This window comes from Nocardia sp. bgisy134 (assembly GCF_965341865.1).
Classification (GTDB): domain Bacteria; phylum Actinomycetota; class Actinomycetes; order Mycobacteriales; family Mycobacteriaceae; genus Nocardia.
The window spans coordinates 151,514-174,232 of record NZ_CBDQZP010000007.1; the positions used below are offsets into that span (position 1 = coordinate 151,514).

A 22,719-nucleotide genomic window follows, 5' to 3' on the forward strand; every position below is an offset into this window, starting at 1 on the left:
CGGCGCGGCGGCGCTCGGACTTCGGCGCGGCGCTAGGGGTTGGGCTCTGTAGCGCTCGGCATCGGACGCAGCGGCGCCTCGGGCTGCACCTCGACGAGCACCAGGTGCGCCCCGCGTGGCGCCGACACCACGGCCAGCACCGCCGCCGCGAGATCGCTCGCTCGCAGCATGTGCGGGTGCCTAGCGAAACCCCACGCCTTCCAGTCCTCGAGCAGTGGTCCGACGACCTCCGGTGTGGAGTTCATGCCCATGTTGGTCAGCGTCGGGCCGGGTCGCACCACCGAGGCTCGAATGCCGGTGCCCTCCAACTCCATTCGCAACTGCACCGCCATCGCCTCCAGTCCGGCCTTGGCCGCGCTGTACGCGCCGGTGCGCGGCCTGGGCTCGGGCGCGCAGTCGGACCCGATGAGCACCACGTCACCGCGCCGCCTGGCGAGCATGCCGGGCAGCACGCGGTGCACCAGCCGCTGCGCACCGACCAGGTGCACCTCGACCTGGCGCAGGAATCGTTCCGGATCCATCTCCTGCACCAGCGAGAATTCGATGTCGCCCGCGCCGGACACCAGGATCTCGAGGGGGCCGAGTTCGCGCTCGGCGGCGGTGACGAACTCGTCGACCGAATCCGCGTCGGTGACGTCGAGCCGGTGGGCGAAGGCGGTGCCGCCGTCGGCGCGAATCTTGGCCGCGAGTTCTTCGCAGAGATCGACGCGCCGCGCGCCGAGCGCGACCGGATGACCGAGCTCGGCGAGCGCGAGCGCGGTCGCGGCGCCGATGCCGGAGGACGCGCCCGCGATCAGCGAGGGCCTGCGGGCAGGGTGGGGTTCGTAACGGGGCATCTAGCTCTCCACTACTAGGGGAAGGGCGGCGAAGCCGCGGACGTTGGTCGAGTGCACGCGCACGATGCCGCTGTCGAGGACGCGGTAGGCGGGTACCCGGGCGGCGAATTCGCGAAGCGCCACAACGGCTTCCAGACGCGCCAGGTGCGCGCCGAGGCAGAAGTGCACGCCCGCACCGAAACTGGCGAGCTTGCCCTTGTCCGGCCGGTCGATGCGGTAGGTGTCGGCGTCGTCGAAGGCCGCGGAATCGCGGTTGGCCGACCCGATCAGCAGCAGCACCTTCGCGCCCGCCGGGATCGTCGCGCCGTAGTAGTCGAGATCGACGACGGCGGTGCGGGCCACGATCTGGCTGGAGGTGTCGTAGCGCAGCGTCTCCTCCACCCAGTCCGGCACCAGGCCGGGCTCGGCCGCCACCTTCGCGTATTCGCCGGGATGGCGTGCCGCCCAGTACAGGGCGTTGCCGAGCAGTTTGGTGGTGGTCTCGTTGCCCGCCACCACCATCAGGAACATGAAGCCGATGATTTCCTGATCGCTGAGCCGATCGCCGTCCATGTCGGCGTCGAGCAACGCGGAGACCAGATCGTCGCCTGGTGCGCTGCGGCGCTCGGCGACCAGGTCGGTGTAGTACCCGAACAGCTCGAGCGAGGCGTCCACCGCGGCCATCGGCACGTCGAGCACGCCGTCTTCGCGGTGCACGACGAGATCGGCGAAGCGGCGGATCTCGGCGCGGTCCTGTTCGGGGACGCCCATCAGCTCCGAGATCACGTCCATCGGCAGCTTGCCCGCGAAATCCTCGATCCAGTCGAAGGTTTCGCGCGCCAGCGCGGGCTCCAGATAGCCGAGGGTGATCTCGCGGATGCGGTCTTCCATCTCCGCGACCCGGCGCGGGGTGAAACCCTTGTAGACCAGCTTGCGCATCCGCATGTGCCGGGGGTCGTCCATGGCGAGGAAGGACATCACCCGGTGTGCGTGCGGGCCCCATGCGGCCGGGTCCAGCGAGACGCCGTTGGCGCTGGAGAGCCGGGCCGCATCGCGGAATCCGGCGATCACGTCGGCGTGCCGGGAGAGCGCCCAGAAGTCCAGGTCGGGATTGTGATAGAGCGGCGCCTCGGTCCGCAGCCGCCGGTAGGTGGGGTACGGATCGTCGTGGAAGCGGTAGTCGTACGGGTCGAAGGTCAGCGGTTCCAGCGAGGCCGGCGTCATGGTGATCTCCGATTGATCCGTAACGAGTTCTCGCGCTGGACAGAGCTGAGCGCCGTCCGCGAAGACACATAGCTGGACATGTGTCTGGACAGTACCAGTGCTCGCATATCGAGACAACGGATCGGTGACATTCGCGGTCCGATCCCGCACCTGTCCGGTCGTTGATAGTGAAACATGTTCTTGCGTGCCAGAGTGCGACTGGACTATATTCCGTACACCTGTCCAGACAGTATCGGAGCAACCATGAGCAGTCTCCTGCCCGCCGACGGTGCGCGTCTGTTGATCGACGGCAAGCTCCGCCAGGGCGGCGACGGCGTGTTCGAGACGGTGAATCCCGCGACCGAGGAGGTCGTCGGAGTCGCCGCGAACGCGGACGCCGCCGATATGGACGCCGCGATCGCCGCCGCGCGCACCGCGTTCGACGACACCGCGTGGTCCCGTGACCACGCCTTCCGCGCTCGCTGCCTGGAACAGCTGCGGGTCGCGTTGCAGGGCGAGGTCGAGGCGCTGCGCGAAATCACCGTCGCCGAGGCGGGCGCCCCCGTCATGCTCACCAGGGGTCCGCAGTTGGAAGGGCCGATCGCGGATCTGGCGTTCGCGGCGGGGCTGGCCGAGAACTACAAGTGGGAAACGGATCTCGGCGTCGCGGCGCCGATGGGCATCAAGACGCGCCGGACACTGCGCCGCGAACCGGTCGGCGTGGTGGGCGCGATCATTCCGTGGAACTTCCCGCACCAGATCGGTTTCGCCAAGCTGGGTCCCGCGCTCGCGGCGGGAAACACGGTGGTGCTCAAGCCCGCTCCCGATACGCCGTGGTGCGCGGCGGCGGTCGGCGCGATCATCGCCGAACAGACCGACATCCCGCCCGGCGTGGTGAACATCGTAACCTCGTCCGATCATGGTCTGGGCGCGCGCCTTTCGGTGGACCCGCGGGTGGATCTGATCAGCTTTACCGGTTCGACGCAGACCGGCAGGCTGGTGATGGCCGCCGCCGCGCCCACACTGAAGAAGACCTTCCTCGAGCTGGGCGGCAAGTCCGCGTTCATCGTGCTCGACGACGCCGATCTCGCCGGAGCCGTTGGCGTCGCGGCGTTTTCGGTGTGCGTCCATGCCGGACAGGGGTGCGCGCTCACCACCCGGCTGCTGGTGCCGCGCGCGGCCTACGACGAGGCGGTGCAGGTGGCCGCCGCCGCCATGGGCCGGATGAAGCCGGGCGATCCCACCGATCCCGGCACCGTCTGCGGGCCGCTCATCTCGCGTCGCCAACGTGATCGGGTGCTCGGCTACCTGGACACGGCGCGGGCCGAGGGCGGGCGGATCGTGGTCGGCGGCGGCAGGCCCGCGGGCCGGGAGCGCGGCTGGTTCGTCGAGCCGACGCTGATCGCCGACCTGCCCAACAGCGCGACCGTCGCGCGCGAGGAGATCTTCGGACCGGTGCTGGTGATCATCGCGCACGACGGCGACGAGGACGCCATCCGCATCGCCAACGATTCCCCCTACGGGTTGTCCGGCTCGGTGTGGGGCGTCGATCCCGAGCGGATCCGGCGCGTCACCGAGGGCGTGCGCACCGGCACGCTCAGCGTCAACGGCGGCGTCTGGTACTCCGCCGACGCGCCGTTCGGCGGCTACAAGCAGTCCGGCATCGGCCGCGAGATGGGCGTGGCCGGCTTCGAGGAATACCTGGAAACCAAGCTGATCGCCGCCGCGGGCTGAAACCCGCCGGACCGCAATCCGATCGGCAGAGATGTGGAGGAGCCGACCCCATGGGGCGATTCACAGGAAGATCCGTCATCGTCACCGGCGCCGCGCAGGGCATCGGCGCGGCCTACGCCAAGGCGCTCGCGGAGGAGGGCGCGAAAGTCGTTGTGGCCGACCGTAATGTCGAGCGCGGCAAGACCGTCGCCGCCGAGATCGCGGCGGCGGGCGGCACCGCGGTGTTCGGCGAGGTCGACGTCGCCGAACCCGAATCCGCCACGGCGCTGGCCGAATTCACCGTCGGCGAGTTCGGCGCGATCAACCACCTGGTCAACAACGCCGCCATCTACGGCGAGATGAAACTCGACCTGCTGCTCACCGTGCCGTGGGACTACTACAAGAAGTTCATGTCGGTGAACATGGACGGCGCGCTCAACATGACCAGGGCCGTGTTCCAGCACCTGGTCCGCGCGGGCGGCGGCTCGATCGTCAACCAGTCGTCCACCGCCGCCTGGGTGTACTCCGGCTTCTACGGCCTGGCCAAGGTCGGCGTCAACGGACTCACCCAGCAACTGGCCTTCGAACTGGGCGCTTCGAAGATCCGGATCAATGCCATCGCGCCGGGGCCCATCGACACCGAGGCGACCAAGACGGTGACGCCGGGCGTCATCGTGGACGACATGATCAAGCGGCTGCCGCTCAAACGCATGGGCACGCCGCAGGATCTCGTCGGCGCCTGCCTGTACCTGCTCTCCGATGACGCGGCGTGGGTCACCGGGCAGATCTTCAATGTCGACGGCGGACAGATCTTCCGCTCATGAACGCACCGCTACGCGTCGGATTCATCGGGCTCGGCAACATGGGCGCGCCGATGGCCCACCGGCTGCTGACCTGGCCGGGCGGGCTCACGGTGTGCGACACCAGGCCCGAGGCGGTGCAGCCGTTCGCCGAAGCGGGTGCGGCGGTGGCGGATTCGATCGCGCGGGTCGCCGCGGCGGCCGACGTCGTCTCCGTCGCGGTGCTGGACGACGCGCAGGTGCGCGCCGTGGTCACCGAGTTGTCGGGCGTCGCCGCGCCGGGAACCGTGATCGCGGTGCACTCCACGATCGCCGACCGGACGGCCGAGGAGCTGTCGGTCACCTGCGCCGAGCGCGGGCTCGACCTGGTCGACGCGCCCATCAGCGGCGGCGCGCCCGGCGCGAAACTGGGTCGGCTCGCGGTCATGGTCGGCGGTAGCGCGGCGGCCTTCGAGCGGGTGCGCGAGCCCTTCGGCTGCTTCGCCGACCTCGTCGTGCACGCGGGAGAGGTCGGCGCGGGGACGCGAATGAAGCTGGCGCGCAACCTCTTGCATTTCGTCGCCTTCAGCGCGGCGACCGAGGCGCAACGGCTCGCCGAGGCCGCGGGACTCGACATCACGACGCTGGGCAAGATCGTCCGGCACTCCGACGCGGTCACCGGCGGCCCCGGCGCCATCATGCTGCGCGATCGCACCGCGCCGATCGAACCGGACGATTTCTGGCTGCCCATCCTGGCCCACGTACGTGACCTCGGCGAGAAGGATCTCGGCCTGGCGCTCGAACTCGGCGACCGGCTGGATCTCGACTTGCCGCTGGCCCGCCTGGCGCTCGAGCGCCTCGGACCCGGTCTCGGCGTCGGCGGCAACACCTTCGAAAGGCGGAATTCATGAGCGAACGAAGTGAGCGATTCATGTGCCAGTGCGCTTCGCGCATGCCGGAGCCGAGCGTCAGCGAGGTGCAGGCATGAGCGAACGTAGTGAGCGAATCGTGTGCCAGTGCGCTTCGCGCATGCCGGAGCCGAGCGTCAGCGAGGTGCAGGCATGAGCGAACGTAGTGAGCGAATCGTGTGCCAGTGCGCTTCGCGCATGCCGGAGCCGAGCGCCAGCGAGGTGCAGGCATGAGCGACAACGACAATGGCTCGCCGGACACCGTCCGTCAGCGCGGGCTGGCCAAGATGGCCGAGGTCTACGGCACCGAATTCCAGGATTACCCCGGCGACCACTTCGCGATGACCGCCGATCACCTCTTCGCGAACGTGTGGTCGCGCCCCGGCCTGACCGTGCGCGACCGCCGCCTGCTGCTGCTCGGCGCGCTGACCGCGCAGGGGTTGATGGACACCGCGGGCATCCAGATCGGCGCCGCGTTGCGCAACGGCGAACTCACCGACGAGCAACTGCACGAGATCGCGCTGTTCCTGTGCCATTACGTGGGTTGGCCGAACGGCACCAAATTGGACCTGCTGGTGGGAACAATCGTGGCGCAGCAGAAGAAGGCCGCCCGCGCCGCCGCCGACCAGCCCGAGAACGCCTGACAGCCCGAGGAAGCGAATAAATGACTGACGCCAAGTCCATCCGTCCACTGCGTGTCAGCGAGGTCTCCGAATGGGGCCACGCCGCCGATGTCGTCGTCGCGGGGTACGGCATCGCAGGCGTGTGCGCCGCCATCGAGGCCGCGCGAGCAGGCGCCGAGGTGCTGATCCTGGAACGCTCCGGCGGGTGGGGCGGCGCGGCGGCGATGGCGGGCGGGTTCATCTACCTCGGCGGCGGCACGCTGCTGCAACGGGCCCTCGGCTTCGAGGACAGCCCGGAGAACATGGAGAAGTTCCTGCTCGCCGCGCTCGGGCCAGGCGTCGACGCGGCCAAGATCGGCGATTACTGCCGCAACAGCGTCGAGCACTACAACTGGCTGGTCGCGTGCGGCGTGCCGTTCCGCGAGGCGTTCTGGGGCGAACCCGGCTGGGAGCCGCCGCACGACGAGGGTCTGATGTACTCCGGCGGCGAGAACGCCGCGCCCTTCAACGCACTGGCGACGCCCGCGCCGCGCGGACATGTTCCGCAGTACGCCGACAAACGGATCGGTCAGCGCAGCGGCGGCTACATGCTCATGAAGCCACTGGCCGAGACCGCCGAAAGCCTCGGCGTACGAGTCGAATACGACACTCGCATCCGGCGGCTGATCGTGGACGACGACGATCGGGTGGTCGGCGTGGTCGCCGCGCACTTCGGCAAGGAGATCGCGGTGCGCGCCGAACGCGGCGTCGTGCTCGCCACCGGCAGCTTCGCCTACGCCGCACAGATGGTGGAGGGGTACGCGCCGCGCCTGATCGGCAGGCCCGCCGCCGCCATCGAGGAGCACGACGGCATCGGCATCCGGGTGGCGCAGGCGCTCGGCGCGGATCTGGCCCACATGGACGCCACCGAGGTCGCGTTCTTCGGCGACCCGCAGCTGCTGGTGCGCGGCATCCTGGTGAACGGGCGTGGCCAGCGCTACATCCCGGAGGACACCTATCCCGGCCGGATCGGGCAGGCCACGCTGATCCAGCAGGAGAACCAGGCGTATCTGGTGATCGACGAGGCCTCCTACGAGGAGGCGCTGAAGACGGTGACCGCGACGCCGTTCTTCCGGCAGCCGCCGACCTGGGCGGCGGAATCGGTCGCCGAGCTCGAGGCGGAGATGGGTCTGCCGGAGAAGGCGCTTCAATCCACCGTCGAGACCTACAACCGGCACGCGGCCGACGGCAAGGATCCGCTGCTCGGCAAGAAACCGGAATGGGTGCGCCTGATCGGCACGCCGTTGGCGGCTTTCGACATGCGCAACTTCACGGCGGGTTTCACCCTCGGCGGGCTGCGCACCGATCTGGACTCGCGGGTGTTGCACGTCTCCGGTGAGCCGATCGCCGGACTGTACGCCGCGGGGCGCTGCACCTCGGGGCTGTGCGCGGGCGGATACGTCAGCGGGGCTTCGCTCGGCGACGGCAGCTTCTACGGCCGCCGGGCCGGGGTGGCAGCCGCCAAGAATTAACGGAGGGCTGATAGTGTCTGGACACATGTCCGAAGGTGATTCCATCATGCTGGAGGCGACCCGGCGTCGCCTCAGCGGGAAACAGGCCGACACTGTCGACAAGCTCACCAAGGCGGCGGTGGAGGTGCTGGCCCGCGAGGGCTTCGCCGGTATGACCATCCGGTTGGTCGCCGCGGCCGCCGGGGTCGGCACCGCCACCGCCTACACCTATTTCTCCTCCAAGGAACACCTGGTCGCGGAGATCTTCTGGCGTCGCCTGGTCGCCTCGCCGTCCCCGGCGAGCGAGTCCGACGACCCCCATGCCCGTGTCGTCGCCGAACTGCGCAATATCGCCATGCTCGTCGCCGACGAACAGGAGCTCTCCGGCGCCGTCACCAGCGCCCTGCTCGGCCGCGACCCCGACGTAGCGCACCTGCGCGACCGCATCGGCGCCGAGATCCGCAAACGCATCCTGCGCGCGCTCGGTCCCGACGCCGACGCCGACGTCGTCGAATCACTCGAACTCCTCTACGCGGGCGCGCTCGTCCGCGCGGGCATGGGCTACGCCTCGTACTCCGAAATCGCCGACCGCATAGAGAAATCCGCGCTCCTGATCCTGAAATAGGCGGACCGCGAACGTCGGCGCTAAGGTCCCGGTTGATCGTTCGATGGAGGGGGAGCATTGCAGCCACACGGACCACAGCCGCACGGGTATTCGCCGAGCGCTGCGCCACCGGGTTATCCGCAGCCGGGCGTGGCGCCCGGGCAACCGAATTCGGTGCCCGGTTATCCGCAGTCGGGACCGCTGCCGGCCGACTATCCGCAGTCCGGTTTACCGCCGGGCTATCCCCAGCAGGTCGGCCCTGCGGGATACCCGCCGCCGCGGCGTTCCAACACCGCGCTGCTGCTCGCCGCGGGCGGTGCGGCGCTGGTTCTGGTGATCGCCGCAGTCGTCGGCGTCGGGCTGATCAACCGAAGCGAGGATGTCGCGCCGCCGTACGAGGCCATGAGCCGTGCCTTCCCGAATCTGCTCCCGGCCGAGGACGGCGGCACGATCTACAACGGCGACAAGTGCGTCCGCGTCGACCCGCGCGGCGAGAAGCGTTCGGACTTCCCGGACCTCGACCTCGGCAAGTGGACAGGCGCGTGGCTGTGCGGCGGCTTCACCTTCCGCGAGTCGGGGTTCGTCGTCTTCGGCTACCGCAACGCGAAGGACGTCCGCTCGGCCGTCGACGGGCTGGGGTCGAAGAAAGAATTCACCGACGTCAACGACGGTGTCCGGTACACGAGCTACGAGCTGTACGCGTGCTGTTACGCCGGGCCGAAGATGGCGACGACCTTCCTCGATGACCCGGATCGGTCGTCCTACCTCCTCTACAGCGCGGGCACCAGCAGTTTCGACGAGCTGAAGAAGTGGTGGCGGTCCGCGCCCCTGGGCTGACCGGTCGCGCGGACTCGGAGTACGACCAGGGGATTCGGGGGAATCCCTGATGGCGCGGGGCGGGGTTGGCAGACAAACTGGAGGACATGACTTCGCAAGCTGTGGGGACCGATGCCGCCGAGACGGTGGCCACGCCCGAGGTGGCTGCTCGTGCCGTCGACCTGTCCAAGCTGTACGGCTCCGGAGATACCCAGGTCAGGGCGCTGGACGGGGTGACTGTCGAGTTTGCGAGGCGAGAGTTCACCGCGATCATGGGGCCGTCGGGCTCCGGCAAGTCGACCCTGATGCACTGCCTCGCGGGACTCGACAGCGCCAGCGCGGGCACGGTGCGGATCGGTGACACCGATCTGACCGACCTCGGCGACAAGCAGATGACCCGCCTGCGCCGCGACCGCATCGGCTTCGTCTTCCAGGCGTTCAACCTGGTGCCGACGCTCACCGCGCTGGAGAACATCACGCTGCCGCTGGATATCGCGGGCCGCAAGGCCGACCAGGACTGGCTGGACACGGTGATCAAGCGGCTCGGCCTCGGCGACCGGCTCGACCATCGGCCCAGCGAGCTGTCCGGCGGCCAGCAGCAGCGGGTGGCCTGCGCGCGGGCGCTTGCGGGCAAACCCGAGATCATCTTCGGCGACGAGCCGACCGGCAACCTGGATTCGCGCGCCTCGGAGGAGGTGCTGTCGATCCTGCGCGCCGCGGTGGACGAGTTCGGCCAGACGGTCGTGATCGTCACCCACGAGCCGCACGCGGCGTCCTTCGCCGACCGAGTGATCTTCCTCGCCGACGGCCGCATCGTGTCCGAATTGCGCGATCCCACCCCGCAATCGGTGCTGGACCGGATGAAGTCGCTGGAGCAGGCGTGAGTACGACGTCGGGCAGTCCGATGCGGAAGGTCGCGCTGCGCAACCTCGCCGCGCACAAGGTCCGGCTGGCGTTGACGCTGCTCTCGGTGGTGCTCGGCACCGCCTTCATCGCCGGATCGTTCGTCTTCACCGACACTTTGCAGCGCACGTTCGACGGCCTGTTCGCCAGCCAGGCCAAGGGCGTCGACGTGCGGGTGAGCCCGAAGGAGCAGCAGTCCTTCGGCGTTCCGCTCGGCGTGGTGGACATGGTCTCGCAGATGGAGGGCGTGCGCGCGGTCGCGCCCAGCGTGCAGGGTCCGCTCGTGGTGCTCGACCCCGAGGGCAAGAAGCCCGTGCAGACCGGTGGCGCGCCGAGTTGGGGCCAGTCCTACATCCCGCCGGAGCGCGCGGTCGCCGAGCCGGAGACCTTCCTCGAGGGCGTGCCGCCCGCGGCCGCAGGAGAGATCGCTCTCAACAGCGGCGGCGCGGAGCGCGCCGGGTTGAAGATCGGGGACAAGACCAAGATCCTGATCCCGTCCCAGAGCACCCAGCAGCGTCCGGTGCTCGACGTGACCGTCACCGGTATCTACGAGGTGCCCTCCGATACGGGCGGTTTCATCGGCGTGCTGTTCTCCGACGCGCAGGCCCGCCAGTTGTTCACCGACGGCTCGCACGTGGCCTTCATCGATATCGCGGCGGAAGGTTCGGGCGACGAGCTGCGCGACCGCATCGCCGCGACGCTGCCCGGCTTCAAGGTGCAGAACGGCGAGCAGGTGCGCGCGGACCTGAAAGCCCAAGTCTCCCAGGCGCTGAACTTCATCAACTACTTCCTGCTCGCGTTCGGCGCGATCGCGCTGATCGTCGGCACGTTCATCATCTACAACACCTTCTCGATGATCGTCGCGCAGCGGCTGCGCGAGCTGGCGTTGCTGCGCGCGGTCGGCGCGAGCAGCGCGCAGGTCGGCGGCTCGGTGGTGGCCGAGGCGCTGGTCATCGGCCTGCTCGGCAGCGCGCTCGGCCTGGCGGCGGGCATCGGCCTCGCGTTCGGGCTCTCCGCGGTGCTCAACGCCTTCGACCTCGGCCTGCCCACCGGTTCCATGGCGGTGCTGCCGCGCACGGCGGTGGTCGCGCTGCTCGTCGGTCTCGTCGTCACCGTGATCAGCGCCTACGCGCCCGCTCGCCGGGCGGCGAAGATCCCGCCGGTGGAGGCGATGCGCGAGGAATTCGCGTCCGCGGGAGAGTCGTTGCGGATTCGCACCGCGGTCGGCGCGGCGCTCGCGGTCCTCGGCGTGGTGCTCGTGGCGCTCGGCGCCCGCTCGACCGGAGGCAGCGCGGCGGCGACCGTCGGTGTCGGCGCGCTGGCGCTCATCCTGGCCGTGCTGCTCGCCGCGCCCGCGATCTCCCGCCCGGTGGTCGGCGGCCTCGGGATGCTGATTCGTCCGTTCGGGCCGATCGGACGAATGGCGCGCAACAACGCCGTGCGCAACCCGCGCCGCACGGCCGCGACGGCTTTCGCGCTCACCCTCGGCCTGATGCTGGTGTCGGCCATCGGCATGCTCGGCTCGTCGGCCAAGGCCAGTATCGGGGTGCTCGTCGACAAGGGTGTCGAGTCCGAGTACGTGCTCTCGGGCCCGCAGCAGCAGCTGCTCGGCTTGCCGCTCGGAGTGCCCGACGCGGTACGCGCCGCGGTGCCGGAGGCGGACGAGGTGATCGGCTTCCGCGGCGTGGCCGTGCAGGCCGGTGACGATCGGATGCAGGGCGTCGCGCCCGACGGCCCGATCGACCGGGCCCTGAACTACGAGATTCTGGAGGGCACCGACGCGCTCGGCGAGCGCGACATCCTGGTCTCGAAAGAGGAGGCGTCCGAGCACGGTTGGCGGGCGGGTCAGCAGATCGAGCTGACCACACTGGACCGGAACCAGAAGGTCCCCGTCACCATCGTGGGCGTCTACAAGAACACGCCGTTGCTCGCCGGTCTGGTGGTGCCGCCCAAGATCTTCGAAGAGGTGACCCCGCCCGCGTTCCGGAACAACTTCTACGTGCTCGTCACCGCGAAGCCGGGCGCCGACCTGGCGAAGATGCGCACCGACCTGGAGAACGCGACCGATCAGTTCGCGGTGGTCCAGGTGCAGGACCGCGAGCAGTTCAAGGGCGCGCAGGGCCGTCAGATCAACACCCTGCTCGCCATCCTCTACGGCCTGCTCGCGCTGGCCGTGGTGATCGCGATCCTCGGCATCATCAACACGCTGGCGCTCTCGGTGGTGGAGCGGCGCAGGGAGATCGGCATGCTGCGCGCGGTCGGCGCCATGCGCTCGCAGGTGCGTCGCACGATCTACCTCGAGTCGATGCTGATCGCGGTGTTCGGCGCCCTCGTCGGGGTGATCCTCGGCATCGGTCTCGGCGTCGGATTCCTGCGTACGCTACGGGATTTGGGCATCGACCAGATCGACATCCCGTGGGGCCAGCTGACCCTGGTGCTGATCTCCTCGGCCGTCGTCGGCGTCCTCGCCGCCTTGTGGCCGGGTATCCGGGCCGCGCGCACCCCGCCGCTGGCCGCCATCGCGGACATCTGACCGGTACACCCGCTATCCCGGATAGCGGGTGTACCAATCGAACGGGGGCTCGCCGTGCGTGTCGCGCGGCGGGTTCGGTCCGAATTCGGTGCAGTAGTCGGCCGCCAACCGCTCGATGACGGGCGCGGCGTCCAGCGCGGTACGCCAGTGGTCGGGGATGGCGGCGCGGCCGTGGCGGGCGCCGAGGATGCTGCCGCACAGTGCGCCCGTGGAGTCGCTGTCGCCGGAATGGTTGACGGCCAACAGGACTCCGTCGCGGAAGATGTTCTCCGGCGTCCCGCCGACGGCCTGCGCGCACAGCGCCGCGTACACCGCGATGCCGAGCGCTTCCGGCGCGATCCAGCCGCGGCCGAGGGCGTCGAAGTCCTCCGGCTGCGGCATGGTCTGCGTCCGGCGCGCCGTGGCGGCGGCCAGGTCGACGGCCGCGGTGAGCGCCGTCGAGGTCTCCTCGTGGTGGTCGTGGCGGGCCAGTTCGGCGCGGACCCGGTCGAGGGCGTCGTCGAGTTCCGCGCCGCGGCCGAGCAGGTAGATCAGCGCGGCCACCGCACCGGCGGGCAGCCAGCCGCTGGGATGTCCGTGCGTGAGCGCTGCGGCGTCGCAACCCAATTCGAAGACGTGCTCGAGGGCGTCGCCCGCGCGGTCCACGGCGTAGCCGAAGCCGCAGGGCACCGCGCGCACGGCCGCGGCGCAGCCCTTGGAATTGTTGATCGGCTCGGTCCTCGTGCCCAGCGGACGCGCGGGTTCGCGTCGCGCCGCCGCTTTCTGGAGCGCGGTGATGGCGGCGTGCGTGGTGCCGCGATGCCCCATCAACTCCGGATGCGCGGCCAGCGCGCTGTGCGGGGGGACCTTCTGCTCGGGAATGCTGACGCCCTGACCCTGCAACCACACCAGGAAACCCTGCTGCATCATGCCCAGCGTCGCGCCGCCGATGCCGCGCGCCCGTGCCCGCACCGAGCCCTTCACGAGGGCCTCCACCGTGAACAGCGTCAGCTGGGTCTCCTCGGAGATCCTGCCCTCGTAGGTGTCCGGCGAGCCGGTGACGCCGCGCAGACCGTAGCGCTGCCGAATATGGTGCAGCAGCATGTTTTCCACCGGTGCGCCGAGAGCGTCGCCGATGGCCGAGCCGAGCAGGCAGCCGTGCACCACGTCGTCCTGGGTGTGCAGCTGTCTGCGATACGCGGTCGCGTGCATGGTCACGGCCGGTGGCGTTGTGGACCGCGCGGGCGGCTCGGTCGGCGCGAGGGTGGCCGGGCCCGGCGCCGGTCGCGCGGGCGCCGGACGGGCAGACGGGCCCGATACAGGCTGGGCGGCAGATTCCGGTGCGGCGGTGGAACTTCGGTCACGCAGGGCGCGAACGACGGCCTCGGCGAATTCGCCGCACGAGTCGAACCGGTCGTTCGGGTCCTTGGCCATCGCCCTGGCGAGCACCGCGTCCAGTCCCGCGGGCAGTTCCGGCCGGGTCGCACGCGGCGACGGGATCGGACCGTGCATGTGCCCGTAGAGCACCGCGGGCAGGTTCGGGCCGTCGTAAGGTCCTGCGCCGGTGAGCAATCGGAACAGCGTGCAGGCCAGCGCGTACTGATCGCAGCGATGGTCGAGCGGTCCGTTGGTCAGTTGTTCGGGTGCGGCGTAGGCGAGGGTCGCGGTCAGATTCCCGGTGCGGGTGAGCCCGGCGGTGTCGTCGAGCAGTTTGGCGATGCCGAAGTCGGTCAGCAGCACGCGCTCGTCGAAGCCCGCGCCGACGCCCGCCGAGCGGGACAGCAGGATGTTGGCGGGCTTGACGTCCCGGTGCAGCACGCTGCGCGCGTGCGCGTAATCCAGTGCGCCCGCGGTCTGTACGACGATCTGCGCGGCACGCTGCGGTGACATCGCGCTCGGCGGCACCGCGGCGCTGTCGTGGCCGTCCACGTATTGCATCGAGATCCACAGCCGCTCGTCCTCGATGCCGCGGTCGTAGACGGTGATGATGTTCGGATGGTCCAGCTGCGCGACCAGATCCGCCTCCCGCTCGAACCGCCGCCGGATCTCCTCGTCGTCGAACATCTCCCGGTGCAGCAGCTTCAGCGCGGTCGTCTTCGGCAGCCGGGGATGGCGCGCCGCGTACACCGCTCCCATGCCGCCGCGCCCGAGTTCGCGCTCGATCACGTAGCCGGCGAACACCTCACCACGGCGCAACATGCGTGCTCCCCTCCAGCGTGCCGAGACTCGGTCGCGAGTCTAGGCCCTGTCTCGACGTCCCATCCGGCGCCTCCGCGGCCCAGATCACGGATGCATCCGGCCGGACTTCGAGACAGGGCCTGGAACGGTCTCACGGCCTTCCGGCGTTCACATCCGCCCAGGACTGGACGTCACCGCGATCCAACGCCACCGCGAGCAGGTCGGGAAAGCGGTCGGGCGTGCAGGCGAAGGCCGGAACGCCCAGCGCCGCGAGGGCGGCGGCGTTGTCGTGGTCGAAAGCCGGTGCGCCGTCGTCGGAGAGCGCGAGCAGCACCAGCACCTGCGTGCCCGCGTCCTTCATGGCGTGCACCCGGCGCAGCATCTCCGCGCGGATGCCGCCCTCGTAGAGATCGGAGATGAGGACGAAGAGTGTGTCGGCGGGACGGGCGATCAGCGTCTGGCAGTAGGCGAGCGCCCGGTTGATGTCGGTGCCGCCGCCGAGTTGGGTGCCGAACAGTACGTCGACCGGGTCGGAGAGCAGGTCGGTGAGGTCGACTACCTCGGTGTCGAACACCACCAGCGACGTGCGCAACGCCCGCATCGACGCGAGCACCGCGCCGAACACCGAGGCGTACACGACGCTCGCCGCCATCGACCCCGACTGGTCGATGGCGAGCACGACGTCGCGGCGCACCGTCTGGGTGTTGCGGCCGTAGCCGACCAACCGCTCCGGGACGACCGTGCGGTGCTCGGGCAGATAGTTCGCCAGGTTCTTGCGAATCGTGCGGTCCCAGTCGATGTCTCGCGCCCGCGGCCTGCTGATCCGCGCGGCCCGGTTCAACGCGCCGGAGACGGCCGTGCGGGTGTGGGTGGCGATGCGCTGCTCGATCTCGCGCACCACCCGTTCGACCACGGTGCGCGCGGTGGCCTTGGTCGTCTCGGGCATCACCCGGTTGAGGCTCAGCAGCGTGCCGACCAGGTGCACGTCGGGCTCGACGGCGGCGAGCAGTTCGGGCTCGAGCAGCAGTTCGGTGAGTTGCAGGCGGTCGATGGCGTCGCGCTGCATCACCTCGACCACGCTGGACGGGAAGTAGGTGCGGATGTCGCCGAGCCAGCGCGCCACCCGCGGCGCCGAGCCGCCGAGGCTGCCGGACCGCTTCCCCGAGGTGGGCTCGTCGCCGGTGTTGTAGAGAGCGCCGAGCGCGCGGTCGACGGCGACGTCGTCCCCGCCGCCGAGCCCGCCGAGCTCGGGTTCGGCCGCCGCGCCGAGGACCAGACGCCAACGGCGGGAGAGGTTTTCGTCGGGCAGGCTCATAGTGCGGCTCCTCGCCGACGGACGGAGTGGATCGCGGTGCGGATCGGCTTGTGCCGGAGGGAGTTCGGTGACGGCGCGCAACCCCCGGCCGCGTTTGTGGTGCACGGTCGCTCAGTAGAAGCCGTGTCGTGGCGCGGCGACGGGTATCTCGGCGACGGCGGGCACGATCCGGCTGTATTCGTCGTGCGTGGCTGCACGGTGGCGGTGGTCTCATGGCGCGGCGGGTGCGGGATCATCCTGCGACTCCTAGAATCTCGGCGACGGTCCGCATGGCGCGGCGGCCGCGTTCGACGTCCACGCCCGCTTGCTCCGCCGTCGAGGTTCGTGCGGCGTCGCCGACCGCGCGGCCGATGGCGCGGCGTTCGCCGGATTCGAAGGCGCCGAAGGTGCGGCGCAGCACCGGCAGCGTCTCCAGGAACTGGTCGTCGTCCAGTCCGCGCAGCCAGTCGTCGATGCGCCGCAACAACTCTCGGTCGTGTACGAGCAGCAGACCGCGGCCGCCGAGGAAGCCGTCGATCCACGCGGCCTTCGAGGCCGGGGTCGCCCCGACCGACAGCGCGGCCGACAGGCGGCGGCCGGAATCGGTGTCGTCGATGATGCCCGCGTCGCTGAGCAGCCGCACCGCCCGGCCGACGAGCGCGCCGTGCACGTCCTCGCGGTCGGCCAGCTTGCCCAGCGCGGCCAGCCAGTTCTCGGTGGCCCACGTGTCGTCGCGGGTGTGGATCGCCAGGTGCGCGGCGTCCAGCTGGGTGCGCAGCTCGGCGGCGGCGTCGGCGTCCAGTCCGGTCACCGCGCCGGGGAGACCCGCGGCGATGCGGACGAGCAGCCCGTCGGCCACGTGCGCGAGCGCCTTGGTATCGGTGCCGCGCACGTCGCCGTAGCGCAGCGTTCTGATCAGGCCGGGCAGCGCCGCGAGCAGGTGGGTGACGTCGTGGTCGAGCGCCGCGACGCTCTCCAGCCGGGCGATCAGTCCTGCGGTCGCGCCGCCGAGATCGGCGAGCAGGGCCAGCTCCAGCGCGCCCGCGAGATCGCCGAGGGTGCGGTCCGGCCGCTGCGCGGTGTCGAGGATCTTGGCCTCGGCGGCGGTGCGCAGCGTGGTGCCCCAGCGCGAGGCCTCGATGACGGCGACCGCGAACTCCGGGCGCCAGCGCAGCGTCCAGGTCTCACGGAAGGTGCCGGTGCTGCGCACCTCCCCGGTGGTCGGCGCGCCCCATTCGACGCCGAGCAGGCGCAGCCGGTGCAACAACCGCGACCGCTCCAGCTCGCGCTCCTTGCGCAGATCGAGATCGACGGTGCGCGCCGTGGGCTCCAGCCTCATCCGCAGCCTGCGCACCCTGGCGCGCAGGTCGGCGTCGAGCGGCACCGTCGGCGCGTTCTCCGGCACCGCGCCGAGCGCTTCGCCGACGACCAGCTCGGTGGTCACCACGTGCACCATGGTCTCGTCGCCGCCGCACATCACCGAGCGCACCGCCTCGGTGACCTCGGAGAGCCCGGCCAGCGGTCGCCGCCGCAGCGCCGCAAGGGTTTCGGCGAGCCGGATGGCCTCGATGACGTGCGCGCTGGATACCGGGAGATCGTGCGCCCGCAGCACTCCGGCGACCTTGGTGAGCCAGCGCGCGATCGGCTGATCGGCGGCGGTGAACAGGTGGTGGTACCAGCCGGGCGAGTCGACGCCCGCGCCGTAGCCGGAGGACGCGGCGAGGCGGGAATGGGTGTAGGGCACCCAGGTGACGGTGGCCTTCACCTTCGGCATGCCCTTGAGCAGCCGGGCATCCGGCGCGGCGGGACCGAGCTTGCCCGCGAGTGCGGGTGCGTGCCAAGCGCCGCACACCACGGCTAGGCGACGCGATCCGCCCTTGAGCGCCTTGCGCATGGTCTGGCGCATGTAGGCCTCACGGCGCAGGGTGTGCGCGTCGATGATGGCCGGGGTGGGGCGACGGCGGCGCGCGATCGACGGCGAATCGGTTCGGCCGAATTCGAAGTCGGGTCCGAGGGTTTCGAGATCCGGCAGCAGGTCGTCCGTCGGCGATGGGTCCAGGCGTGGTTGTTCGTCCGGGTCCGTGGCGGGCGTCTCGCGCAACGCGGCCATCGCTTCGGTGAGCGCGTCGAAAACGTCGATGTCGGTGCTGGATTCGACGACCGCGTCCCACCAGCGTTCGGCGTCGTCATAGCCGGCGGCGGCCGCGAGATGGGCCAGCGGGTCGACGCTGTCGCCTGGCTCCGCCTCGGCGGCCAGCACCGCGCTGCCCGGCAGGTCGCAGAAGCGCACGGGGACTTCGTATTCGGCGGCGTAGCGGAGCGCCTGCCATTCCGGCGAGAACACCGCGTAGGGCCAGAACGCCGCCCGCGCGGGCTGATCGGGTACATAGGCGAGCAGCGCCACCGGCGGGGCCATGCCCTCGGCGGTGACGAACCCGACCAGGGGATCGGCGTCGGCGGGGCCCTCGATGAGGATGGTGTCGGGCTGGAAGTCTTCCAGCGCCAAGCGGAGCGAGCGGGCCGAGCCGGGGCCGTGGTGCCGGATGCCGAACACGCGCGTCACCGTGTCGGGCGGACGGATTCCGGCACCAGGTGTGCCGCTCTCGCCCGCTGTGCGATCGTTCTCCGGTACGTGCATCGCAATCCCTAGCCGGTGACCTCGCGGCACGCCCGGTAGAAGTCGGCCCAGTCGGGACGTTCGCGGACAACGGCTTCCAGGTACTCCGTCCACACCGCGGCATCGGCCACCGGGTCCTTGACCACCGCGCCGAGCAGCGCGCCCGCGATGTCGCCGGCGCGCAGCACCCCGTCGCCGAAGTGCGCGGACAGCGCGATCCCGTTGGTCAGCACCGAGATCGCCTCCGCGGTGGACAGCGTTCCGGACGGCGACTTGAGCTTGGTGCGGTTGTCGGCCGTCATGCCGGAACGCAATTCGCGGAAGACCCGCACCACGCGGCGCACCTCCGCCGCGGCCGCGGGCACCTCGGGCAGTTCCAGCGCCGCGCCGAGCTGAGCGACCCGGCGGGTCACGATGGCCACCTCGTCCTCCTCGTCGGCGGGCAGCGGCAGCACCACCGTGTTGAAGCGGCGGCGCAGCGCGGAGGACAGCTCGTGCACGCCGCGGTCGCGGTCGTTGGCGGTGGCGATCACGTTGAAGCCCTTGGCCGCCTGCACCTCGCGGCCGAGTTCCGGTATCGGCAGGGTCTTCTCGGACAGCACGGTGATCAGCGCGTCCTGCACATCGGACGGGATGCGGGTGAGTTCCTCGATCCTGGCCAGCGCGCCGGTGCGCATCGCGGTCAGCACCGGCGAGGGCACAAGGGCGGCCTCGCTCGGGCCCTCCGCGAGCAGCCTGGCGTAGTTCCAGCCGTAGCGGATGGCCTCTTCCGCGGTGCCCGAGGTGCCCTGCACCAGCAGCGTGGACGAACCGGAGATGGCGGCCGAGAGATGTTCGGAAACCCAGGTTTTGGCGGTGCCGGGCACGCCGAGCAACAGCAGCGCGCGATCGGTGGCCAGGGTGGCGACCGCGACCTCGATGAGGCGGCGCGGGCCGACGTACTTCGGGGTGATCACGGTGCCGTCATCGAGCGTGCCGCCGAGCAGATAGGTGACCACCGCCCAGGGCGAGAGCCGCCAGGAGGGCGGGCGCGGGCGGTCGTCGGCGGCGGCCAGCGCGCGCAATTCCTCGGCGTAGGCCTGTTCGGCGTGCGGGCGCAGCAGGGCGCTGGCGTCGGTGCTGGTCACGGCAACTCCTCGAGCATGTCCGAGCGGTGGGTGAGGTCGGTGGCGAGCTGGTCGAAGGCGCGGGCCCAGGCCACATCGTCGCAGCGCTGGGCGATCGTGGCGACGGCGGCCGCCGCGTCGACGGGCAGGTGCACCGATGCCGCGGTGAGCAGGGATCGGTGCGCGGCGGGGCCCGTTCCGTGCCCGCCCGCGCGCTGGGCGGCGATCCTGGCGCGTTCGAACAGCAGCAGGATCACGTGTTGCGCCATGGGCTGCGGCCACGGGTGCGGCACGGCGGGCAGCAGCGCCTCCAGCTCGGAGAGCCAGGCGCCGTCGAGGCGAAGCAGGTGCCGGACGCGCTCGTCCACCGGCAGTAAGGCGAACAGCTCGCGGCGGCGCAGCAGCGCGGTGTCGGAGGGCACGCCGTTGGCGAACAGCGCCGCGGCCCAAGACGGATCCCGTTGCGCCAGTGCGGCATCCACCCAGCCGTCGAACAGCGGCTGGCGGAACCGCTCGTCCACCGTGACGCGCACCGCTCGCTCGGGTGCGCCGAGCACGGCCGTCCAGTGCCGCAGCGGCGTCGCGGCGACCAGCTGGCGCAGGCGGCCCGCGGTGACGTCGGGGACTCCGTTCCAGCGGTAGCTGAATTCGACGGCGCGATCGGTGATGCCGTCGCGGCGCACGTCGGCGTCGAGCGGGTCGGGCAACGCGATCCGCAGCGCCGCCCCGTCGGCCTCGACGACGATCCAGTCGGCCGCGCGGCGCAGCATGCGGTGTGCGAAGGACGAATCGGGAAGCAGCGCGAGCAGTCCGGCGGCGGTCCGGCGCACCTCGGCGCGGCGGTCGTCCAACGCCGTCTCCAGCAGCGGCTCGTCGGCCGCCGCGATGCCGTCGCCGAGGACCGCGAGCAGCTCGGCCCTGGCCTGGCCGGTTTCCGTGCCCCAGGTGGCGGCCAGGGCGGCCCGCGCGGCGTCGGCGTCGCGGGCGCGCAGCCGGGCGAGCCAGGCGCGTCGTTGCGGTGCGGCGCCGTAGCGCCAGATCTCGTCGGCTTCGGTGTCGAAGACGAACTCCGACAGCAGTTCCCGCCATTCCGGATGCCACTGCGCGAGCCATCGGCCGCGTGCGCCCGCCAGCCGAAGCAGCGGTTCGCGCAGTGCGGACTGCGCGCTCGCCGCGTCCAACAGCTCTGCGGCCAGCGCATCGGGCGCGCGGAAATCGTGCGGTTCGGCGGCCGCGAACCATTCGGGCAGGAAACGGGACCGGTCGCGCAGCAGGTCGGCCAGTCGCCGCGCGGCGGCGCGGGGCAGCAGCGCGCGATCGTCGTCGGGCGCGGGCGGTGGCGCGGCGGCATCCCGCGGTGCGACCCCGCCGCGCGCGAAAGTGTCTCGTAGCGCGGCGGATTCGAGAAGTAGAAAGGCCGGGTCGGTGCGCAGGCGAGCGGCGACGGCTGCGGCGGGCGCGGGCAGCAGGGCGGGGTCGAAGGCTCGGCGGGCGGTGCCGAGCAGCGCCGTCGAGATCAGGTCGTCGGTCTCGGCGCTCGGCGCGGGGGAGTCCCGGTGCGGCGCGGGCTCGCTCTCCACGTCGATCATCTCGCCCACCGCGAACGCCGAGAGTGGGACGAGTCCATCCGCCGTCCACTCGCCCAGCACCGTGACGGGATGCCCGCCGGAGACCGCAGAGACCGTCCACGGTTGTTCCGCAGGGGCCAGCGGCAGCGCCGCGCCCTGCGCGTCGACCACCCGCCAGCCCGCGTCCGTGATCACCGGAACCACGTCGCGCAGCAGCACCGGCCACGACCGCACCCACGGGTCGGCGCCAAGCGCCGTAGCGTGCGCCTCGAGCGCCTCGCGGACGGCGCCGCCTGCCGCTCCGGAACGGCTGCCTTTCGTCCCGATCGCTGCGGCACGCGCACGGGAGTCTCGTTCGCCGATGCGAGCGGTGTCGAGGGATGCGGCCGCCTCTTTCGCCGCGACAGTCGGGGCCAGGGATGTGGCCACCTCTTTCGCTGTGGGGGCGGCGGCCGTCGGGGCCGCGGGCAGGGTGGTGAAGGGTTCGTCGATTCCGTGGCGCTCGCCCCAGAGCGCGCGCAGGGGCGCCGCGCCTGGGTAGTAGTGCAGGTCCGCTTCGGCCATGCTCCCGAGGACGGGCGCGGTGGCCGGAAAGGCGGGTGCGCCGAAGGCGTGGTCGACGAGCAGCGCCCAACGGTGCGTCCGGCGGCCGTAGAGCCAGGTGCGGCGGGTGTAGAGCCGCTCGTCCTCGGTGCTGCGCACGCCGAGGGTCATCCACTGATCGCGGACGGCCGGTTCGGCGCGCACCGATTCGGCCGGGCTGGGATAGCCGACGTGGGTGCGGACGCTGGCGCGCAGCGCGGGCGGCAGGTCGTCGATGCGGCGGTGCGCCGCCACCAACAGGTGCAGCCTGGCGTATTCGCGCAGCACCGGTTCTGGCCAGTCGGCGCGGGTCGCCATGATCAGCGGCAGCCTGCGTAGTGCGCCCGCGACGCCGGGGGCCTGCGCGTCCACCATGCGCGCGGCGATCGCCTCGAACGCGTGGTAGGAGCGATCGGCCTGGGCGAGGCCGGTGCGCACCTGGTCGCCGAGCCAGATGTCGAGTTCCTCCAGTCCGGCGGTGACGCGCACTCGCCGCTGCTCCGCGGTGGCGGGGTTGGCCGTGCGCGCCGTCGCTGGCGTCGCGGGGCGGGCCGCGCGGGCGGCCAGCCATTCCGCCGCGAACTCCGCGACCTCGGCCGACGGCGCGACAGCGCCCTGGGACCAGTGCAGCAGCAGCGAGAGCGCGTGTTTGCACGGCGACTTGCGGCTCGGGCAGGTGCACGTATACGCGGGGCCGGAGAGATCGACGATCGTCGCGTACGGCTCGGGACCGCTGCCCCGGCACCGGCCCCACACGGCCTCGTCGCGGTACCCGGTCTCGCGCCAGCGGTCCGCGAGGCCACGCGCCGCCGCGAGCGAGCTCGCGTCCGGCGCGAGCGCGCCGACCCGTTCCTCGGGCCACGGTGCGTTCATCGGGTGGCGTCCGAACGTCCGTGCGTCATTCTCGTCTCCCCTGATCCTCTTGTTCGGATTTCTACCCCAGCCCACCGACAGCTCCGCAGGTACCCACGGCTTTCAGCCCGAAAACGCTGTGCGGGCGACGGATTC

The 22,719-nt window shown here is 71.0% G+C and carries 16 protein-coding genes; 9 read left to right on the plus strand and 7 right to left on the minus strand.

Features of this window, described 5'->3' with window-relative positions:
• Positions 1–32 precede the first annotated feature (32 nt).
• Together ACRWNM_RS14865 and ACRWNM_RS14870 are read right to left on the minus strand one after the other, a co-directional pair.
• Positions 33–836 (minus strand): SDR family oxidoreductase, encoded by an 804-nt coding sequence (locus ACRWNM_RS14865; RefSeq protein ID WP_431967713.1) that lies wholly within the window; start codon positions 834–836, stop codon positions 33–35.
• Complete coding sequence (locus ACRWNM_RS14870) at positions 837–2,039, minus strand: cytochrome P450 (RefSeq protein ID WP_431967715.1); 1,203 nt, start codon at positions 2,037–2,039, stop codon at positions 837–839.
• Between the two features lie 243 nt (positions 2,040–2,282).
• Between ACRWNM_RS14870 and ACRWNM_RS14875 the strand changes: the two genes are divergently transcribed.
• The 9 genes from ACRWNM_RS14875 (at position 2,283) to ACRWNM_RS14915 (ending at position 12,387) form a co-directional block, all read left to right on the plus strand.
• On the plus strand, positions 2,283–3,752 hold the full coding sequence (locus ACRWNM_RS14875) for an aldehyde dehydrogenase (protein ID WP_431967717.1): 1,470 nt from the start codon (positions 2,283–2,285) through the stop codon (positions 3,750–3,752).
• 50 nt (positions 3,753–3,802) lie between these two features.
• Complete coding sequence (locus tag ACRWNM_RS14880) at positions 3,803–4,555, plus strand: SDR family oxidoreductase (RefSeq protein ID WP_431967719.1); 753 nt, start codon at positions 3,803–3,805, stop codon at positions 4,553–4,555.
• Positions 4,552–5,421: an NAD(P)-dependent oxidoreductase gene (locus ACRWNM_RS14885; RefSeq protein WP_431967721.1), complete on the plus strand. Its 870-nt coding sequence runs from the start codon at positions 4,552–4,554 to the stop codon at positions 5,419–5,421. The genes ACRWNM_RS14880 and ACRWNM_RS14885 overlap by 4 nt, the downstream gene beginning before the upstream one ends.
• 227 nt (positions 5,422–5,648) lie before the next feature.
• Positions 5,649–6,062 carry a carboxymuconolactone decarboxylase family protein gene (locus tag ACRWNM_RS14890; protein WP_431967723.1) on the plus strand — a complete coding sequence of 138 codons (414 nt, stop codon included), beginning with the start codon at positions 5,649–5,651 and terminating at the stop codon, positions 6,060–6,062.
• Between the two features lie 20 nt (positions 6,063–6,082).
• Entirely contained in the window at positions 6,083–7,552 is a 1,470-nt protein-coding gene (locus ACRWNM_RS14895) for an FAD-dependent oxidoreductase (protein ID WP_431967725.1), read from the plus strand.
• Positions 7,553–7,577: 25 nt separating this feature from the next.
• Positions 7,578–8,156: a TetR/AcrR family transcriptional regulator gene (locus ACRWNM_RS14900; protein ID WP_431967727.1), complete on the plus strand. Its 579-nt coding sequence runs from the start codon at positions 7,578–7,580 to the stop codon at positions 8,154–8,156.
• Positions 8,157–8,213: 57 nt separating this feature from the next.
• A complete protein-coding gene (locus ACRWNM_RS14905) occupies positions 8,214–8,972 on the plus strand; it encodes a hypothetical protein (RefSeq protein ID WP_431967729.1) in 759 nt (252 codons plus the stop codon).
• An 86-nt stretch (positions 8,973–9,058) separates the two neighbouring features.
• Positions 9,059–9,835 (plus strand): ABC transporter ATP-binding protein, encoded by a 777-nt coding sequence (locus ACRWNM_RS14910; RefSeq protein ID WP_431967731.1) that lies wholly within the window; start codon positions 9,059–9,061, stop codon positions 9,833–9,835.
• A 20-nt stretch (positions 9,836–9,855) separates the two neighbouring features.
• Entirely contained in the window at positions 9,856–12,387 is a 2,532-nt protein-coding gene (locus ACRWNM_RS14915; protein ID WP_431967979.1) for an ABC transporter permease, read from the plus strand.
• Between the two features lie 12 nt (positions 12,388–12,399).
• Here the strand turns inward: ACRWNM_RS14915 and ACRWNM_RS14920 are convergent, their stop codons facing one another.
• The 5 genes from ACRWNM_RS14920 to ACRWNM_RS14940 all read right to left on the minus strand — a co-directional run bounded on the left by ACRWNM_RS14920 (position 12,400) and on the right by ACRWNM_RS14940 (position 22,584).
• The gene (locus ACRWNM_RS14920) at positions 12,400–14,565 is read right to left on the minus strand and encodes an ADP-ribosylglycohydrolase family protein (protein ID WP_431967733.1); all 2,166 of its coding nucleotides are present in this window, start codon (positions 14,563–14,565) and stop codon (positions 12,400–12,402) included.
• 130 nt (positions 14,566–14,695) lie between these two features.
• Positions 14,696–15,859, minus strand: a complete 1,164-nt coding sequence (locus ACRWNM_RS14925) for a VWA domain-containing protein (protein ID WP_431967735.1) — start codon at positions 15,857–15,859, stop codon at positions 14,696–14,698.
• Between the two features lie 232 nt (positions 15,860–16,091).
• Positions 16,092–18,476, minus strand: coding sequence for a DUF5682 family protein (locus ACRWNM_RS14930; protein WP_431967737.1), 2,385 nt, complete (start codon positions 18,474–18,476; stop codon positions 16,092–16,094).
• A gap of 8 nt (positions 18,477–18,484) precedes the next feature.
• Complete coding sequence (locus tag ACRWNM_RS14935) at positions 18,485–19,582, minus strand: ATP-binding protein (RefSeq protein ID WP_431967739.1); 1,098 nt, start codon at positions 19,580–19,582, stop codon at positions 18,485–18,487.
• Positions 19,579–22,584, minus strand: coding sequence for a DUF5691 domain-containing protein (locus ACRWNM_RS14940; RefSeq protein WP_431967741.1), 3,006 nt, complete (start codon positions 22,582–22,584; stop codon positions 19,579–19,581). Before ACRWNM_RS14940 ends, ACRWNM_RS14935 begins: the two co-directional genes overlap by 4 nt.
• Positions 22,585–22,719: the final 135 nt, after the last annotated feature.

What these genes read in the sequence shown, in the direction of transcription:
- ACRWNM_RS14865 (WP_431967713.1), bottom strand. Translation starts at nt 836, where the DNA reads ATGCCCCGTTACGAACCCCACCCTGCCCGCAGGCCCTCGCTGATCGCG.
- ACRWNM_RS14870 (WP_431967715.1), bottom strand. Translation starts at nt 2,039, where the DNA reads ATGACGCCGGCCTCGCTGGAACCGCTGACCTTCGACCCGTACGACTAC.
- ACRWNM_RS14875 (WP_431967717.1), top strand. Translation starts at nt 2,283, where the DNA reads ATGAGCAGTCTCCTGCCCGCCGACGGTGCGCGTCTGTTGATCGACGGC.
- ACRWNM_RS14880 (WP_431967719.1), top strand. Translation starts at nt 3,803, where the DNA reads ATGGGGCGATTCACAGGAAGATCCGTCATCGTCACCGGCGCCGCGCAG.
- ACRWNM_RS14885 (WP_431967721.1), top strand. Translation starts at nt 4,552, where the DNA reads ATGAACGCACCGCTACGCGTCGGATTCATCGGGCTCGGCAACATGGGC.
- ACRWNM_RS14890 (WP_431967723.1), top strand. Translation starts at nt 5,649, where the DNA reads ATGAGCGACAACGACAATGGCTCGCCGGACACCGTCCGTCAGCGCGGG.
- ACRWNM_RS14895 (WP_431967725.1), top strand. Translation starts at nt 6,083, where the DNA reads ATGACTGACGCCAAGTCCATCCGTCCACTGCGTGTCAGCGAGGTCTCC.
- ACRWNM_RS14900 (WP_431967727.1), top strand. Translation starts at nt 7,578, where the DNA reads ATGTCCGAAGGTGATTCCATCATGCTGGAGGCGACCCGGCGTCGCCTC.
- ACRWNM_RS14910 (WP_431967731.1), top strand. Translation starts at nt 9,059, where the DNA reads ATGACTTCGCAAGCTGTGGGGACCGATGCCGCCGAGACGGTGGCCACG.
- ACRWNM_RS14915 (WP_431967979.1), top strand. Translation starts at nt 9,856, where the DNA reads ATGCGGAAGGTCGCGCTGCGCAACCTCGCCGCGCACAAGGTCCGGCTG.
- ACRWNM_RS14920 (WP_431967733.1), bottom strand. Translation starts at nt 14,565, where the DNA reads ATGTTGCGCCGTGGTGAGGTGTTCGCCGGCTACGTGATCGAGCGCGAA.
- ACRWNM_RS14925 (WP_431967735.1), bottom strand. Translation starts at nt 15,859, where the DNA reads ATGAGCCTGCCCGACGAAAACCTCTCCCGCCGTTGGCGTCTGGTCCTC.
- ACRWNM_RS14930 (WP_431967737.1), bottom strand. Translation starts at nt 18,476, where the DNA reads ATGCACGTACCGGAGAACGATCGCACAGCGGGCGAGAGCGGCACACCT.
- ACRWNM_RS14940 (WP_431967741.1), bottom strand. Translation starts at nt 22,584, where the DNA reads ATGAACGCACCGTGGCCCGAGGAACGGGTCGGCGCGCTCGCGCCGGAC.